Consider the following 13,636-nt stretch of genomic DNA (forward strand, 5'->3'; position numbering starts at 1 on the left):
GCAAGGAGCGGGAGTCGGCGACCGGGGTTTCGGCGGAGCGGTCCGACGCCGGGCGGATCCTGTACCGGGAAACGAGGGGCGGTCGCCCGACTGCTGTGTGCCGTGCATGGTCAGGCGTCGGGGAACCCGGGTGACTCCTCTGTGAGGCTTTGCAGGGTGGTGTAGGCGTCGATTGACCAGGTGCCGCCGGAGCGGCCGATGCCGCTGGCCAGATTGCCGCCGAACGGAGCCGCGGGGTGCCGGCGGGTGGTGTTGACACCCACCTGCGCGGCGTGCAGCCGGGGTGCGAGAGCATGGGCTACTTCGGGGGCGGCGGTGAATATGTAGTCGCTCAGCGCGTAGCGGGTGCTGTTCGCGGCTGCCACCGCCTCCTCGTCACTGCGGCTGCGCATGACACACAGCACGGGGCCGAAGGCCTCCTCCTGCATGACGTGGTGCTCCGGTGCACAGTCTGTGATCAGCGCGGGTGGTACGAAAAAGCCGGTGCCAGGTGAGCGGTGGGAGCGCTCCACCACGCAATTCTGATGACGTGCGGAGTCGATGAGTTCCTCGATGTTGTCGCGCTGGGCGGCGGAGATGACAGGACCGACCGTGGTCGACGGGGCGAACGGGTCTCCCGTTCGCAGTGCGGTCAGTACCCCGCGCAGCCCGGCGACGACCTCGTCGTGGATGGCCTGGTCGACGATGAGGCGCGAGGGGGTCAGACACACTTGGCCTGCGTGGACGGTCCAGGTTCGGGTGACGGCTTGGACGACCGCGCGAGGGTCGGCGTCGTGACGTGCGATCAGCGCGCCCTTGCCGCCGAGCTCAAGCAACAGGTGCTTCATTGTGGCGGCGGCGCTGTGGTGGATTTGGATGCCGACGTGGGTGCTGCCCGTGAAACTGACGCCGCGGACGCCGCGGTGTTCGGTGAGCGCGGCGCCCAGTTCGGGGCTGGCGCCGGTAAGAAGGTTGACGGCCCCCAGTGGCAGCCGGTGCTCCCGCAGCGCGGTGCGCAGTGCCTCGGCCAGCGCCACCACCAGCAGCGGGTCCTGGGGAGCGGGCTTCATGACCACGGTATTGCCAGTGAAGAGCGCCGGCGCGACCTTCCCGATCATGGCGAGAAGCGGGAAGTTGTACGGGCTGATGCAGGCCACGACGCCGAGCGGCGCCCGGCGGACCCGCGCGTCCAGCGCTCCGTCCGCTGCTGGCTGCGGGACGTCCAGCACCTCGCCGGGCAGAGCGGCCCATTGCTTGAGGCGATCGATGGCCGCGCCCACCTGGGTGTCGGCGGCGACCTTGGGCAGGGCGCCCGCGTCCCGGACCGCGAGGTCGACGAGTTCCGCCCGGCGACGGTCGAGTTCGTCTGCGGCGGTTTTCAGGACGTCCCGCCGCTGGGCGACGCCCGTCCGGGTCCAGCCGGCCAGGGCTGCCTCGGCCTGTTCGACGGCGAGAACGGCGTCCGTCGGGGAACAGTCCGTCACCCGGGCGACGGACTTCAGCGTGTACGGGTCGACGCTCTCGTACCACTGTCCTGTCTCGTGCGGTTCGCCTGCGATCATGGCGGTGGCTGTGCTGGTCACGCGGCATCTCTCCTGCTCAGGGTTCGCGTTCCGCCGGTCAGGTCGACCACTCCCCGGTCGAGTCGTCCCGAACGCAGGTCGTCGATCAGTTCGCCGATCTGCCGCAGAGGAGCCACTGCAGTGACCAGGGGGTCGAGCAGAAGTTCACCGGCGAGATAGCGCTCGGCGAGCTTGGGGACAAACTCGTGCGGATCCACCGAGCCCATTCGGCAGCCGAGCAGTGCTTTGTCGTGGAACAGGTCGCGCATGCCGAACGTGAGAGGGGTGCTGGCAGCCGGCAGGCCGACGATGACGGCCCGCCCTCCCCAGGCGAGCACGTCGATGGCCGCCTTGAGCAGGTCGGGCCGGCCCACGCATTCGAAGGTCGCGTCGAATCCGCGGGGCTCAAGGCCGCGTGCCGCCTCGACCACGTCCGCCGCCGTGTCGACCAGCTGGAAGTCGGTGGCGCCGAGCTTGTGTGCCAGTGCCTGCTTGCGGGGGTTGCGGTCAACCACCAGGACTCGCGAGGCGCCAGCCAGGGCTGCCGCGTGCACGGCGGCGAGTCCGATGCCGCCCGCGCCCACCACCAGGACCGCATCGCCCTCGCGGACGGCGGCGCGACTCCACACCGCGCCGAACCCGGTCAGGACGGCGCAGCCGAGAAGTGCGCAGACGATGTCGGGCACGGAGGTAGGGACGGCCACGACCTGCCGTTCGTGTACGACGGTCTGCCGGGCGAACGCCCCGACGCGCACGAACTGCTCGACGGGCTCTCCACGGCGGGTGAAGACGGGGTCGGCGGCGGGCTGACCGTCCCGGCAGCAGGTGGGGGCCCCGGCCTGGCAGGCTCGGCACGCGCCGCACGAGCGTAGGGTCGACAGCACCACCTTCTGGCCGATGTGGACTTTTACACCGGGGCCCCGGTCGATGACCACGCCGCAGGCCTCGTGTCCCAGCACGACCGGAACGGGCTGGTCGATGAGCCCGTCCAATGCATTCACATCGCTATGGCAGAGCCCTGCCGCATCGATCCTCACCGTGACCTCACCTGGGCCGGGGGACCTGACACGGACGTCCTGGGTGTGTTCGAGGGACGTTCCTGTCCAGACGACCGCGTCCATGGTGAACCTCCCTGCACTGCGAGCTTCTCGGACGCTTCGACGGTATACAAGAATTTCATTGAATGGAAGAGGGATCAGTTCAGCTGAAAAGTTTTACTCAGCGGAGTCTCTTTTGAGTCGGCTAAATGTGTGGTACCACTCATCTCATGCCGCGTAACCCGCCGCTGTTACGGGATCGACGTGACCACCCCGTCACGTTCATGTGAACGCCGAACACAGAACGCCGCCGCTGACACTGACACCGGCCCCCGAGGCCGGCTGAGGAGCGCGATGATCATCGGGAGCACACACTCATGACATCGGCATTGCTGCCCCTGCCCACAGCCCCTCCGTCCGTGGCGACGAAAGTGCTGCGCGCCGAGGTCCGCACCTTCCTGGAGACCGAGGCTGGCACCTACACCCCGCAAGTCGATTCCTGGCTGGGCGGAGTGGACCCGGACTTCTCCAGACGGCTGGGCGAGCGGGGCTGGCTGGGCATGACCTGGCCCAAGGAATACGGGGGCCATGAGCGCACCGCTGTCGAACGCTACGCCGTGACCGAGGAACTGCTGGCAGCGGGCGCTCCGGTGGCCGCCCACTGGATCGCGGACCGCCAGTCCGGACCGTCGTTGCTCCGGTACGGGAACGAGGAGCTCAAGCACACGCTGCTGCCGCGCATCGCGGCGGGCGAGTGCTTCTTCGTCATCGGCATGTCTGAGGCCGACGCGGGCTCCGACCTTGCTGCCATCCGCACCCGGGCCGAGCGCGACGAGCGGGGCGGCTGGGTGCTCAACGGCACCAAGATGTGGACGTCACACGCTCACCTCGCCCACTATGCGATCGTACTCACCCGCACCTCGCCCCCAGGGGAAGGCCCGCGCGGACGACATCAGGGGCTCACCCAATTCGTGGTGGACCTGTCCGCCCCCGGAGTCACCGTCAACCCCATCAGAATCCTCGACGGCGGGCACCACTTCAATGAGGTGGTGTTCCAGGACGTAGCCCTCCCGGCCGGCATGCTGCTGGGGGAGGAGGGCAACGGCTGGCACCAGGTCACCGCCGAACTCGCCTACGAGCGCTCGGGCCCCGAACGCTGGCTCTCCACCTTCCAGGTCTTGGACCTGTTCGCCCGCAGCCTCATCACCCGGCCGAACCCGGCCGCCGATGCAGCTCTCGGCCGGCTGGCCGCGCGACTGCTCGCCATCCGCCAGCTCTCCCTGCGCACCGCCGCCGCCTTCGACCGCGGAGACCTGCCCGATCTGCCTGCCGCAATGGTCAAGGATCTCGGAACCACTTTCGAAGCCGATCTGATTGACGAGGTGCGGCGGGTGACGGACGTTGCCCCCTCCCTCGACGCGCCGTCACCCCTCGGCCGCGCAATGGCCATGGCCCAACTGCACGCCCCCGGTTACACGCTGCGCGGCGGCACCAACGAGATCCTGCGTTCCATCGTGGCTAAAGGACTGGCCCTGCGATGAGCTTCGACCAAGAAGGGAGCGAGGCCAATGAATAACTCCGACAGTGAACGTGAACTCGTTGTGCGCACCGTCCAGGACATCCTGGACGCGCGGCCCGTCACGACGGACGAGGGCCGGCGGGAGCGCTGGGACGCCGACCTATGGGCTCTGCTGGCGGACTCCGACATGACCGCCGTCGGAATCGCGGAGACGCACGGCGGCGCCGGCGGCGCCTTCGGTGACGCGGCCGCGATCGTGAGCTGCCTCGCCGCCGCCGGCGCCGCCGTGCCGCTGGCCGAACACCTCTTGGTCGTCGCCCCGGCCCTAGCTGGCACCTCACTCGCACCATCCGACCTCATGGCGCCCGTCACCTTCGCCCGGGGCGGGCAGGCCGTGGCGGACGGCGAGGGCTACTACCGACTCAACGGCGAACTTCCCGACGTAGCGTGGGGGGATGTGGCATCCCGGGCCGCCGTCCTCGTGCAGGTTGGTACCACAGGCGCCCTCGTCCTTGCGGAGACCCATGGCCATGTGGTGAAGCGGACCGCCAACCTAGCCGACGAGCCGCGCGCAACTCTTGCCTTCGACGATGTGCGACTGCCCGGTGTGCCGCTCACCGCCCAGCAGGTGGAAGCGATCGACGCACGTATGGCGCTCGCACGGGCCGTGCAGCTGACCGGTGCTCTCCACCAGGTGTTCGACTGGACCTGCGAGTACGCCCGCGAGCGCACGCAGTTTGGCCGTCCGCTCAGCGACTTTCCCACCGTGCGCACGGACCTGGTACGCATGGCGGGCGAGGTTGCCGCAGCCACCGCGCTCACCGAGGCCGCCGTCGAGGCGGCCCCGCACAACTGGGACATCCTGCCCGCCGCCGCGGCGAAGATCCGGGCCGGCGCCGCCGTCGAGGTCGTCGCCCGCTCCGCCCACCAGATCCACGGCGCGATCGGGTTCACCCGGGAACACCGTCTGCACCACCTCACGCGCCGCCTGTGGGCATGGCGGGAGGAAGCCGGCACCGAACGCCATTGGAGCCAGGTGCTCGGCGGGCATCTCCGCCCCAAACACCAAGCACTCTGGCCCCAGCTCGTGGACGCGGTCTGAACGACCGCGGGCACCCGCAGCCGAGAACCGGTGAAAGGAACACCATGCCGTCCCCCGTACGCAACGCGGTCATCGTCGATGCCGTTCGCTCACCCATGGCCAAGGGCCGAGCACCCCGCGAGGGCCGCTCAGGCGGAGCACTGTCGTCACTGCACCCGGTCGAACTGCTCGGTCAGGTCCTGCGCCACCTTATCGACCGCAACGCAGTACCCCCCGAAACCGTCGACGACGTCCTCGCCGGCTGCGTCAGCCAAGTGGGCGAGCAGTCCGGCCCGATCGGCCGCTACGCCTGGCTCGCCGCGGGCCTGCCGGAGTCCGTGCCCTCCGTTACCCTGCACCGGGCCTGCGGGTCCAGCCAACAGGCCGTCGACTTCGCGGCCCAGACCGTCATGGCCGGGGCCCACGACATCGTGGTGGCCTGCGGCGTCGAATCCATGAGCCGCATCCCGATGCTCACCGCCCGCATCGGCCAGGATCCCTTCGGCCCGTCCGTCCGCGAGCGGTACGCCCCTGGCCTCGTCCCTCAGGGGGTGTCAGCAGAACTCATCGCCGCCCGCTGGAACCTCGACCGGGCAGCGCTGGACCGATACTCCGCCCGCTCCCACCAGCGAGCGGCCGCCACCGACCTGAGCGACGAGATCGTGCCCATCCGCCTGCCCGACGGCACCCTCGTCGACAATGACGAAACGATTCGCCCGGCGACCACCAAGGACACTCTCGCTGGCCTGAAGCCCTCGTTCCACAGCGCCGAACTGGCCGCCCGCTTCCCCGAGATCCAGTGGAATGTCACCGCTGGTAACTCCTCGCAGCTCACCGACGGCGCATCCGCCGTGCTCGTTATGGAGGAGAGCAAGGCGCGCGAGCTGGGCCTCACGCCGCGAGCCCGATTCCACTCCTTCGCGCTGGCTGGCGACGACCCGATCACCATGCTGACCGGCCCCGTGCCCGCCACGGAGAAGATCCTCAAGCGGACGGGCCTGACACTGGATGAGATCGACCATTACGAGGTCAACGAGGCCTTCGCTTCCGTACCGCTGGCCTGGGCACGCCACTTTGGCGCGGATGAGGAGAAGCTCAACCCCCGCGGCGGGGCGATCGCCCTGGGCCATCCCCTGGGCGCCTCCGGCGCACGACTGATGACCACGATGCTGCACGGCCTGGAGGCATCCGGCGGCCGCTACGGGCTGCAGACGATGTGCGAGGCCGGCGGCATGGCCAACGCGACGATCATCGAGCGGCTCTAAGCCCTCACTCACCTTCGAGAGGACCGACCATGCGAGGAAGCACATGGATGTAAAAGGAATCTCAGCCGTGGTGACCGGGGGAGCGTCCGGCCTCGGCCTCGCGACGGCACGCCGACTGCTCAACTCCGGCGCGGAAGCGGTCACCCTGGTCGACCTGCCCACGTCGGACGGCGAGGCCGTCGCGAAGTCCCTAGGGAGCCGCGCCCGATTCGCCGCCGCCGACGTCCGCATCCCGCGAGAGGTGGAAGCGGCGCTGCACATCGCCACCGAGGCAGGTCCGCTGCGGGCCCTGGTGCACTGCGCCGGCCGCGGCGGCCCGGTCCGGTTGGTCGACCGGGAGGGGAACCCCGGCTCGCTCGACGCCTACCGAGAGATCGTCGAGATCAACCTCGTTGGCACTTTCAACGTACTGCGTCTGGCGGCGGCCCGCATGGCCGCCAACGAGCCGTTGCATGGCGACCGCGGCGTGTGCGTGCTCACGGCCTCGGTCGCCGCATACGAGGGCCAGATTGGGCAGATCCCCTACGCCTCCTCCAAAGCGGGCATCGTGGGAATGACCCTCGTCGCAGCCCGAGACCTGGCGTCGAAGGCGATCCGGGTGTGCACTATCGCTCCGGGCACCTTCGACACCCCGCTGCTGAACAGGTTGTCCAACGACGTCCGCGCTTCACTGGCAGCGACTGTCCCGCACCCCAGTCGGCTCGGTGAACCGGCGGAGTTCGCCAAACTGGCGCAATCTGTCATCGAGAACGGCATGTTGAACGGAGAGACGATCCGTCTCGACGGCGCGATCCGGATGGCCCCCCGATGAGCGCCGCCGTACGACTTGAAGTAAACGATGGCGTCGGTGTCCTGATCATCGATCGCCCCGAGGTGCGCAACGCTATCGACAAGCCGACCGCCGACCTCATCGCCGCGGCGCTGGACGAACTGGACAGCAGGGACGACCTGCGCGCCGCGGTCCTCACCGGCGCCGGCGGAATCTTCAGCGCCGGAATGGACCTCAAGGCCCTCGTGCGGACCGGGCAGCGGCCCCTGACCGCGCGCGGTGGATTCGGAATCGTCGAACGGCCACCCGCCAAACCCCTGATCGCCGCGGTCGAGGGCAGTGCCTTGGGGGGCGGCTTCGAGATGGCTCTGGCCTGTGACCTGATCGTCGCGGCTGACGATGCCCGGTTCGCCTTGCCCGAAGTGACCCGCGGACTCGTCGCCGCGGCTGGTGGCGTCCTGCGGCTCCCCCGCCGTCTGCCACGCAACATGGCCATGGAAATGGTGCTCGTCGGCGCGCCCTTGCAGGCCGACCGGCTCCTAGAACTCGGGCTCGTCAACCGCGTCGTGCCGGCCGGCCGCGTCCTGGACGAGGCACTGGACCTGGCCCGCGCCATCGCCGCCAACGCCCCACTAGCGGTGCGCACGTCCAAATTCCTCATGGACCAGGCCGCCGACTGGCCGAGCGACGAAGCCTTCGCCCGCCAAGAACCCCATACCGCGGCGATCCGAGCATCGGCGGACAGCAAGGAAGGCGCACGAGCCTTCACCGAGAAACGCCCTCCGGTCTGGACCGGAATGTGAGGAGAAAGCCCATGAGATCGCACACCAGCCGCCTGATCTCCGCTATCACCGTCGCCGTGACCGCTGTCAGCCTGCTGGCCGCGTGCGGCAACCCCGCCGAACGCCGTGCCAGTTCCGAACGACTGCCTGCAGGCAAGACCTGTCCGACCGCGAAGACGACCGGCTCCATACAGATCGGCATGAGCGCACCGCTGACCGTGTTCGCGCCACTGACCCTGGCGGACCAAACCGGAGCCTTCAAGAAGGCGGGTCTGGACGTCACAGTGGAGCAGATCCCCACAGCGGACTCACTGCCCCTCGTTGCCCAGGGCAAGCTCGACGCACAGGCGACCTCCTACTCCACCGCCCACTACAACGTCGTCAACTCCGGAGTCGACCTGCGCTTCGTCCACCCCTTCGACAACCAGGTAAAGGAGCCTCCGGGCACAGCTGTCCCTGGCTACTGGGCGCGCAAAGACGTGGTGGGGAGCGCCGACAACCCCGACTTCCGCGCTCTGCGGGGCAAGAAGGTCAGCACCCCGACCGGTGGCACTGGCGCCTCCGCGAAAATTCTGGGAGACAAGCTCGCTGGTGTGGGACTGAGCCTCAGCGACGTCCAGATGTCGATACAGGTGGGGCCCGACGCCCTGGCCGCCCTTGAGAACGGCGCGGTCTCGGCCGCCTGGATCTCCGCCCCCTTGGAGATCGAGGCGGCGAAGAACAGCGACCTGGTCCCGGTGGCCGGCTACGCGCCCGGAGTGACGGGCACCACACTCCTGGCGGGCCCCAAGTTTGTAGACCGCCCCGAAGTCCTGGTGCGCTACCTGCAGGTCCTGAGCGAAGTCACCGAGAAGTACCTGCAGGGTGACTACCGCAAGAACGCCGAGACCGTCTCCCTCCTCTCCGAAGCGAGCGGTGTCAAGGAGGACGTCATTCGTAAGTCCGCCCTGCTCCGGTTCGACTCCACGTTCTCGATGAAGGGTGTGGAGGACTACCTCGGAAAGCTGCAGACCTTCCTCTCGAAGAGCAACGAACTGGACTACAAGAAGCCTCTTGCGACGTCCGAACTGGTGGACACGACGTTCACCGAGGCTCTCGCCACCTGCGCCCCGCCGTCCAAGTAACGGGCACGCACGCCGACTACCCAGTCCCACTCGTCCAAGGAGGGCGAACCATGCCTGCAGACCTGGTAGGGCCCCGTCCGGCCGCGCATGACGGCGACGACAAGATCACTGCCCAGGACCTCGGTTACACCTACACCACCCGCGCTGGTGCACAGGTGCCAGCACTCGACGGCGTCGACTTCACGGTGCGCGCAGGCGAGTTCATCTCCGTGGTAGGCCCATCGGGTTGTGGCAAGTCGACGCTCCTGCGCGTCATCGCCGGCCTGCAGGATCCCACCAGTGGGTCCGTCGCCATCCGCAGGGAACACCCCGGCCGCCCGCTGACAGCTCCCGTGTTCCAGGAGTACTCGGTCTTTCCCTGGCGCACCGTGGAAGCCAACGTACGTCTCGGTCTCGACGCCGTGGGCACGTCGAAGGCTGAGGCGGCCCCCCGCGTCACCGAGTGGATCCGGCGGGTCGGACTTGAGGGATTCGAGAAGTCGTACCCGAGCGGTCTGTCTGGCGGGATGAAGCAACGGGTCGCTCTCGCCCGGGCGTTCATCACGGAGCCGGAGATCCTCCTCATGGACGAGCCCTTCGCCGCGCTGGACGCGCAGCGTCGCAAAATCATGCAGGAGCAGCTGTTGGAGATCGTCAAGGGCAAGAGCAACACGGTCTTCTTTGTGACCCACAACCTCGATGAAGCCATCCTTCTCTCCGACCGCATCATTTTGATGACCTCGCGGCCGGGCAGGATCAAACGGGTCTACGACGTGCCCTTTCCACGGCCCCGTTCCCCTGAACTCCGGGCCGACGCGCGCTTTGCCGTGCTTGAGGACGAGATCTGGCGAGACCTGCGTTCCGAGGTCGAGATGGAACCGCATACCGCACTCGCACCAGCGGCGACGGCGGCAGCCGGAACAGCGCGAAGGGCATCCCGATGAGCGAGAAACTGCAGGAAAGGGCGCTGGCCGAAGAGGAATGGGTGTTCCGCGAGGCCGCTCCCGTGACCTCGGGCAAAAAGCGGCGAGGCGGCGGCAGGCCGACGCGTCTACTCGCAGGCGCCCTGATCCCTGTGCTTATGCTCATCTCATGGGAGCTGAGCGCCCGGCTGGGTTGGTCGGACCCCCGCTTCTTCGGACAGCCGTCCACCGTCGCCGAGCAGGCCGGCGCAGATATCCGCGAGGGCCTGTTGTGGGACGAGACGCGGGTCACTCTCGTCCGACTACTCCTCGGTTTCCTCCTCGGCTCGGTTTCCGGCGTGGTCGTGGGATTGGTACTGAGCCAGTCCACCTGGCTGCGCATGATTTTCGAACCCATCATCAGGGCGCTGTACGTGGTGCCCAAACTGGCACTACTGCCGATATTCCTTCTGGTATTCGGTATCGGTGAGACGCCCAAGCTGGTCTTCGTCGGCCTCGGCACCTTCTACATCGTGGCTTTCACCACGCTGGCCGCAGCGATGATGATCCCGGTCTCCTACTACGAGGTCACCCGCTCCTATGGGCTGAGCCGCGCGCAGGGGTTCCGATGGATGATCTTGCCAGCCTGTCTGCCGCAGGTGGTGTCGAGTCTGCGCATTGCCACCGGGATCTCGACGCTGCTTGTGATCGCCGTCGAGTTCGTGAGCTCCAACGACGGGTTGGGCCACTACACCTGGCACGCGTGGCAGTTGTTCCTGCCCGAGCGCATGTATGTGGGGGTTGTGACCATCTCTGTCATCGGTGTCCTTTTCAGCCTCCTCGTGGGTGCAGTGGGCAAGCGTCTGGTGCGCTGGTCCGACGAGGAGTTCAGCGCGCAAAGGTAGAAGCCTCTTCCTGGTACGTCAGGCAGAATTCGGGGGGCCGGGCCAGCGGCCCCCCATTTCCCTGGTCAGCGCGGTTGCTTCCCGTACAACGGCCTCGATCGCGGCCTGTTCACGCTTCGTGATCCGGCTGACCGGAATGGATACACCCAGAGCGCCGACCGGCTGGCCTGTCGTGTTGAATACCGGAGCGGCCACGCCCCACAGGTCGGGCCAATGGAGGCCCGGTCCGCTGTAGTAGCCCTGCCTGCGAATCTGTGAGAGCAGGGTTTCGATGTCACGGACGTCCTCGGGTTGGACCGCGTTCTCTGTCTGGGCCTCTGCAACTGCCTGGTGCAACTGCTGATGGTCGAGCCAGGCGAGGATGACTTTTCCTGTCGCCACGCTCAGGAGTCCGTGCCTGCTTCCGGGGCGTACGTGTGCCCGCACGGGAGACTGTGGTTCGCTGTGAGCGGCGTACGTCACCGCGCCCTCGTCGAGGACGGCGTACACCGTGGTCTCGTGCAGTTCGCGTTGAAGTCGGTCCATGTACTGCCCGGCGAGTTGTACATCGCCGAGTGAAGCGTTCACAAGGCAGCCGAGCCTCCACATGATCATAGTGGCGCGCCAGGTGCGGTCAGGTTGCTGCACGACGAAGCCCTCTTCGGCCATGAGGCGGAGGGTCCGCAGAGCCGTAGGCGAGACCAGGCCGGTTTGTTCACTGACCCCCTTGAGGGTCAGCGGACCGTTCTCACACAGCACCCGCAGAACGCGGAGCGTCCTGACAATGGCTCCCTCGGCCACTGACATCTCCCAGCTCGGTTGATTTTGTTGAGTCGAATCATCTTTACTCTACCTGAGTTGCGTCGACCCATGGCGCCAGATCCAGCTACGTCCGGTCAGGGATCTAGCTGTGTTGTTCGGGGAGGTTGGTGACACGCGTGCTGGGTTCTTGAAGTGGGTGAGGGCCTCCGGGTTCGGTGTGGATTGCGACATCTCCACCGAGTTCAGGAGGCCCTCGTGGTCCACCGTAATGCCCCGCTGAGCGAGACCGGGAGACTCCGCCTGGCCCGCTGCGTCGTCGAGGAAGGATGGCCCGTGCGGCGGGCGGCCGAGCGTTTCCAGGTCAGCCACACCACTGCCGGCCGCTGGGCCCGCCGCTACCGGCAGCTCGGCGTCACCGGAATGAGCAACCGCTCCAGCCGGCCGCACCACCAGCCCCGCAGGACCGCGGCCGCCGTCGAGGAACAAGTTCTCCGGCTGCGACGCGAGCACCGGATCGGGCCGCTGCGACTGGCCGCCCGATGCGGCATCGCCGCCTCGACCGCCCACCGCATCCTGGTCCGGCACGGCCTGCCGCCACTGGCCGCCCTGGACCGGGGCACCGGCGAGCCCGTCCGCCGCTACGAACGCGCCCGCCCTGGCGAACTGGTCCACATCGACGTCAAGAAGCTGGGCCGGATCCCCGACGGCGGCGGCCATAAGATTCTCGGTCGGGCCGACGGCCACCGCAGCCGGACCAACGGCACCGGCTGGGCCTACCTGCACACCGCCCTCGACGACCACAGCCGCCTCGCCTACACCGAGGACCTGCCCGACGAGACCGCCCCGACCTGCGCTGCCCTCCTCGTCCGGGCCACGGCCCACTTTGCGTCGCTGGGCATCCGCATCGAGCGGGTCCTGACCGACAACGCCTGGGCCTACACCAAGAACACCTGGCGCAACACCTGCCGCGACCTGGGCATCAGCCCCCGCTGGACCAGGCCCTGGCGGCCCCAGACCAACGGCAAGGTCGAACGCTTCCACCGCACCCTGCTCGACGAATGGGCCTACCAGCAGCCCTACACCTCAGACCACGAGCGCATGGAAGCGTTCACCGACTGGCTGCACTGGTACAACTACCACCGACCCCACACCGGCATCGCAGGCCAAACCCCCGCCAGCCGCGGCACCAACCTTTCCGGACAACACATCTAGATCCGCGGCTGATCATCACGGTTCGCGACCGCGTGGCGCCCCAGATCGAGCCGGAAAAGCATAGATCACCACAATGGAGGCAAAGGCTTCAGTGTGAAGTACCCTGAACGCGGTGAACCGCTCCGGTGTAGGTGGAGGCTCTACGAGTTGACTGCAGCCGCCGGTTGGGGCTGGAGTTGAGTGGGCTTGATCCGTTTTGACGGACATCCGAGATCAGGGGTTCTGCCCCGGGAGGATGTCCATCATGGAGAGCATGGGGAAGGAGAAGCCTCGGCCTCGCCATTCATTCACGCCGGAGTTCGCTCCGCCAGGAGCGTGCGCACCTCTCCGACGGCCCGGGTGACGGTGGAACGGTCGACACCGAACAGCAGCCCCAGCACCGAGTGCGGCAGGTCGTGCCGCAGATGGATCAGCGTGGCCACCAACCGGTCGACGAACACCAGCTGATGGCTGACGCCGGCACCCACGGCCCGCTTCCTGACCCCGCCCCGCGCCGCATGGCGACGACCTTCAACCCCGGCCTGACACGCCTCGGCCAACTCCTAGACCAGGCACGCAAGATGAGACGGAGAGAGCCCCGTGAACAGCCGATGCGCCAGCACCGCCCGATCAATCATGACCACCACAGCGGGATCATCCCATCCACCTGGCACAACACCTCACCCACTATAACGCACCATCTCGTAAGGGCCTGCCGGAGAACAACCTGTGGGCGGGCAAAGCGTTGACCTGCGATGTCAAGGCCAGAAACCCGCATGTTGATTCTCTGCGAGCACTTA

The 13,636-nt window shown here is 67.6% G+C and carries 12 protein-coding genes and 1 pseudogene; 9 read left to right on the forward strand and 4 right to left on the reverse strand.

Annotated features, from left to right (window positions below; genetic code table 11):
- Positions 1-110 precede the first annotated feature (110 nt).
- Positions 111-1,562, reverse strand: a complete 1,452-nt coding sequence (locus tag GA0115242_RS37605) for an aldehyde dehydrogenase family protein (RefSeq protein ID WP_093836146.1) — start codon at positions 1,560-1,562, stop codon at positions 111-113.
- On the reverse strand, positions 1,559-2,662 hold the full coding sequence (locus tag GA0115242_RS37610) for a zinc-binding dehydrogenase (RefSeq protein ID WP_093836147.1): 1,104 nt from the start codon (positions 2,660-2,662) through the stop codon (positions 1,559-1,561). Before GA0115242_RS37610 ends, GA0115242_RS37605 begins: the two co-directional genes overlap by 4 nt.
- 335 nt (positions 2,663-2,997) lie before the next feature.
- Here GA0115242_RS37610 and GA0115242_RS37615 point away from each other — a divergent pair, with 335 nt between their 5' ends.
- From GA0115242_RS37615 to GA0115242_RS37650, 8 genes are read left to right on the forward strand one after another with little or no spacing between them, the layout of a single operon-like run.
- Complete coding sequence (locus tag GA0115242_RS37615) at positions 2,998-4,119, forward strand: acyl-CoA dehydrogenase family protein (RefSeq protein ID WP_256089848.1); 1,122 nt, start codon at positions 2,998-3,000, stop codon at positions 4,117-4,119.
- A 27-nt stretch (positions 4,120-4,146) separates the two neighbouring features.
- Complete coding sequence (locus GA0115242_RS37620) at positions 4,147-5,199, forward strand: acyl-CoA dehydrogenase family protein (protein WP_093836149.1); 1,053 nt, start codon at positions 4,147-4,149, stop codon at positions 5,197-5,199.
- A 44-nt stretch (positions 5,200-5,243) separates the two neighbouring features.
- Positions 5,244-6,443: a thiolase family protein gene (locus GA0115242_RS37625; protein ID WP_093836150.1), complete on the forward strand. Its 1,200-nt coding sequence runs from the start codon at positions 5,244-5,246 to the stop codon at positions 6,441-6,443.
- Between the two features lie 43 nt (positions 6,444-6,486).
- Positions 6,487-7,254: an SDR family NAD(P)-dependent oxidoreductase gene (locus tag GA0115242_RS37630; protein WP_093836151.1), complete on the forward strand. Its 768-nt coding sequence runs from the start codon at positions 6,487-6,489 to the stop codon at positions 7,252-7,254.
- Positions 7,251-8,015, forward strand: coding sequence for a crotonase/enoyl-CoA hydratase family protein (locus GA0115242_RS37635; protein ID WP_093836152.1), 765 nt, complete (start codon positions 7,251-7,253; stop codon positions 8,013-8,015). The genes GA0115242_RS37630 and GA0115242_RS37635 overlap by 4 nt, the downstream gene beginning before the upstream one ends.
- Positions 8,016-8,026: 11 nt before the next feature.
- Complete coding sequence (locus tag GA0115242_RS37640) at positions 8,027-9,118, forward strand: ABC transporter substrate-binding protein (RefSeq protein ID WP_093836153.1); 1,092 nt, start codon at positions 8,027-8,029, stop codon at positions 9,116-9,118.
- Between the two features lie 50 nt (positions 9,119-9,168).
- A complete protein-coding gene (locus GA0115242_RS37645) occupies positions 9,169-10,041 on the forward strand; it encodes an ABC transporter ATP-binding protein (RefSeq protein ID WP_093836154.1) in 873 nt (290 codons plus the stop codon).
- Positions 10,038-10,904 (forward strand): ABC transporter permease, encoded by an 867-nt coding sequence (locus GA0115242_RS37650; protein WP_093836155.1) that lies wholly within the window; start codon positions 10,038-10,040, stop codon positions 10,902-10,904. Before GA0115242_RS37645 ends, GA0115242_RS37650 begins: the two co-directional genes overlap by 4 nt.
- An 18-nt stretch (positions 10,905-10,922) precedes the next feature.
- Here the strand turns inward: GA0115242_RS37650 and GA0115242_RS37655 are convergent, their stop codons facing one another.
- Complete coding sequence (locus GA0115242_RS37655; protein WP_093836156.1) at positions 10,923-11,690, reverse strand: IclR family transcriptional regulator; 768 nt, start codon at positions 11,688-11,690, stop codon at positions 10,923-10,925.
- Between the two features lie 210 nt (positions 11,691-11,900).
- Between GA0115242_RS37655 and GA0115242_RS37660 the strand changes: the two genes are divergently transcribed.
- The gene (locus GA0115242_RS37660; protein ID WP_161353487.1) at positions 11,901-12,857 is read left to right on the forward strand and encodes an IS481 family transposase; all 957 of its coding nucleotides are present in this window, start codon (positions 11,901-11,903) and stop codon (positions 12,855-12,857) included.
- 299 nt (positions 12,858-13,156) lie between these two features.
- On the opposite strand, the pseudogene GA0115242_RS37665 reads toward GA0115242_RS37660, so the two are convergent.
- A pseudogene (locus tag GA0115242_RS37665) lies at positions 13,157-13,396 on the reverse strand (transposase family protein); the annotation flags it as partial.
- Positions 13,397-13,636 lie beyond the last annotated feature (240 nt).

It is taken from the genome of Streptomyces sp. SolWspMP-5a-2, from assembly GCF_900091845.1.
In the GTDB taxonomy this organism is placed as follows: Bacteria; Actinomycetota; Actinomycetes; order Streptomycetales; family Streptomycetaceae; genus Streptomyces; species Streptomyces doudnae.

Coding starts and splice junctions, on each gene's coding strand:
- GA0115242_RS37610 (WP_093836147.1), bottom strand. CDS start 2,662: ATGGACGCGGTCGTCTGGACAGGAACGTCCCTCGAACACACCCAGGAC.
- GA0115242_RS37620 (WP_093836149.1), top strand. CDS start 4,147: ATGAATAACTCCGACAGTGAACGTGAACTCGTTGTGCGCACCGTCCAG.
- GA0115242_RS37625 (WP_093836150.1), top strand. CDS start 5,244: ATGCCGTCCCCCGTACGCAACGCGGTCATCGTCGATGCCGTTCGCTCA.
- GA0115242_RS37630 (WP_093836151.1), top strand. CDS start 6,487: ATGGATGTAAAAGGAATCTCAGCCGTGGTGACCGGGGGAGCGTCCGGC.
- GA0115242_RS37635 (WP_093836152.1), top strand. CDS start 7,251: ATGAGCGCCGCCGTACGACTTGAAGTAAACGATGGCGTCGGTGTCCTG.
- GA0115242_RS37640 (WP_093836153.1), top strand. CDS start 8,027: ATGAGATCGCACACCAGCCGCCTGATCTCCGCTATCACCGTCGCCGTG.
- GA0115242_RS37645 (WP_093836154.1), top strand. CDS start 9,169: ATGCCTGCAGACCTGGTAGGGCCCCGTCCGGCCGCGCATGACGGCGAC.
- GA0115242_RS37650 (WP_093836155.1), top strand. CDS start 10,038: ATGAGCGAGAAACTGCAGGAAAGGGCGCTGGCCGAAGAGGAATGGGTG.
- GA0115242_RS37655 (WP_093836156.1), bottom strand. CDS start 11,690: ATGTCAGTGGCCGAGGGAGCCATTGTCAGGACGCTCCGCGTTCTGCGG.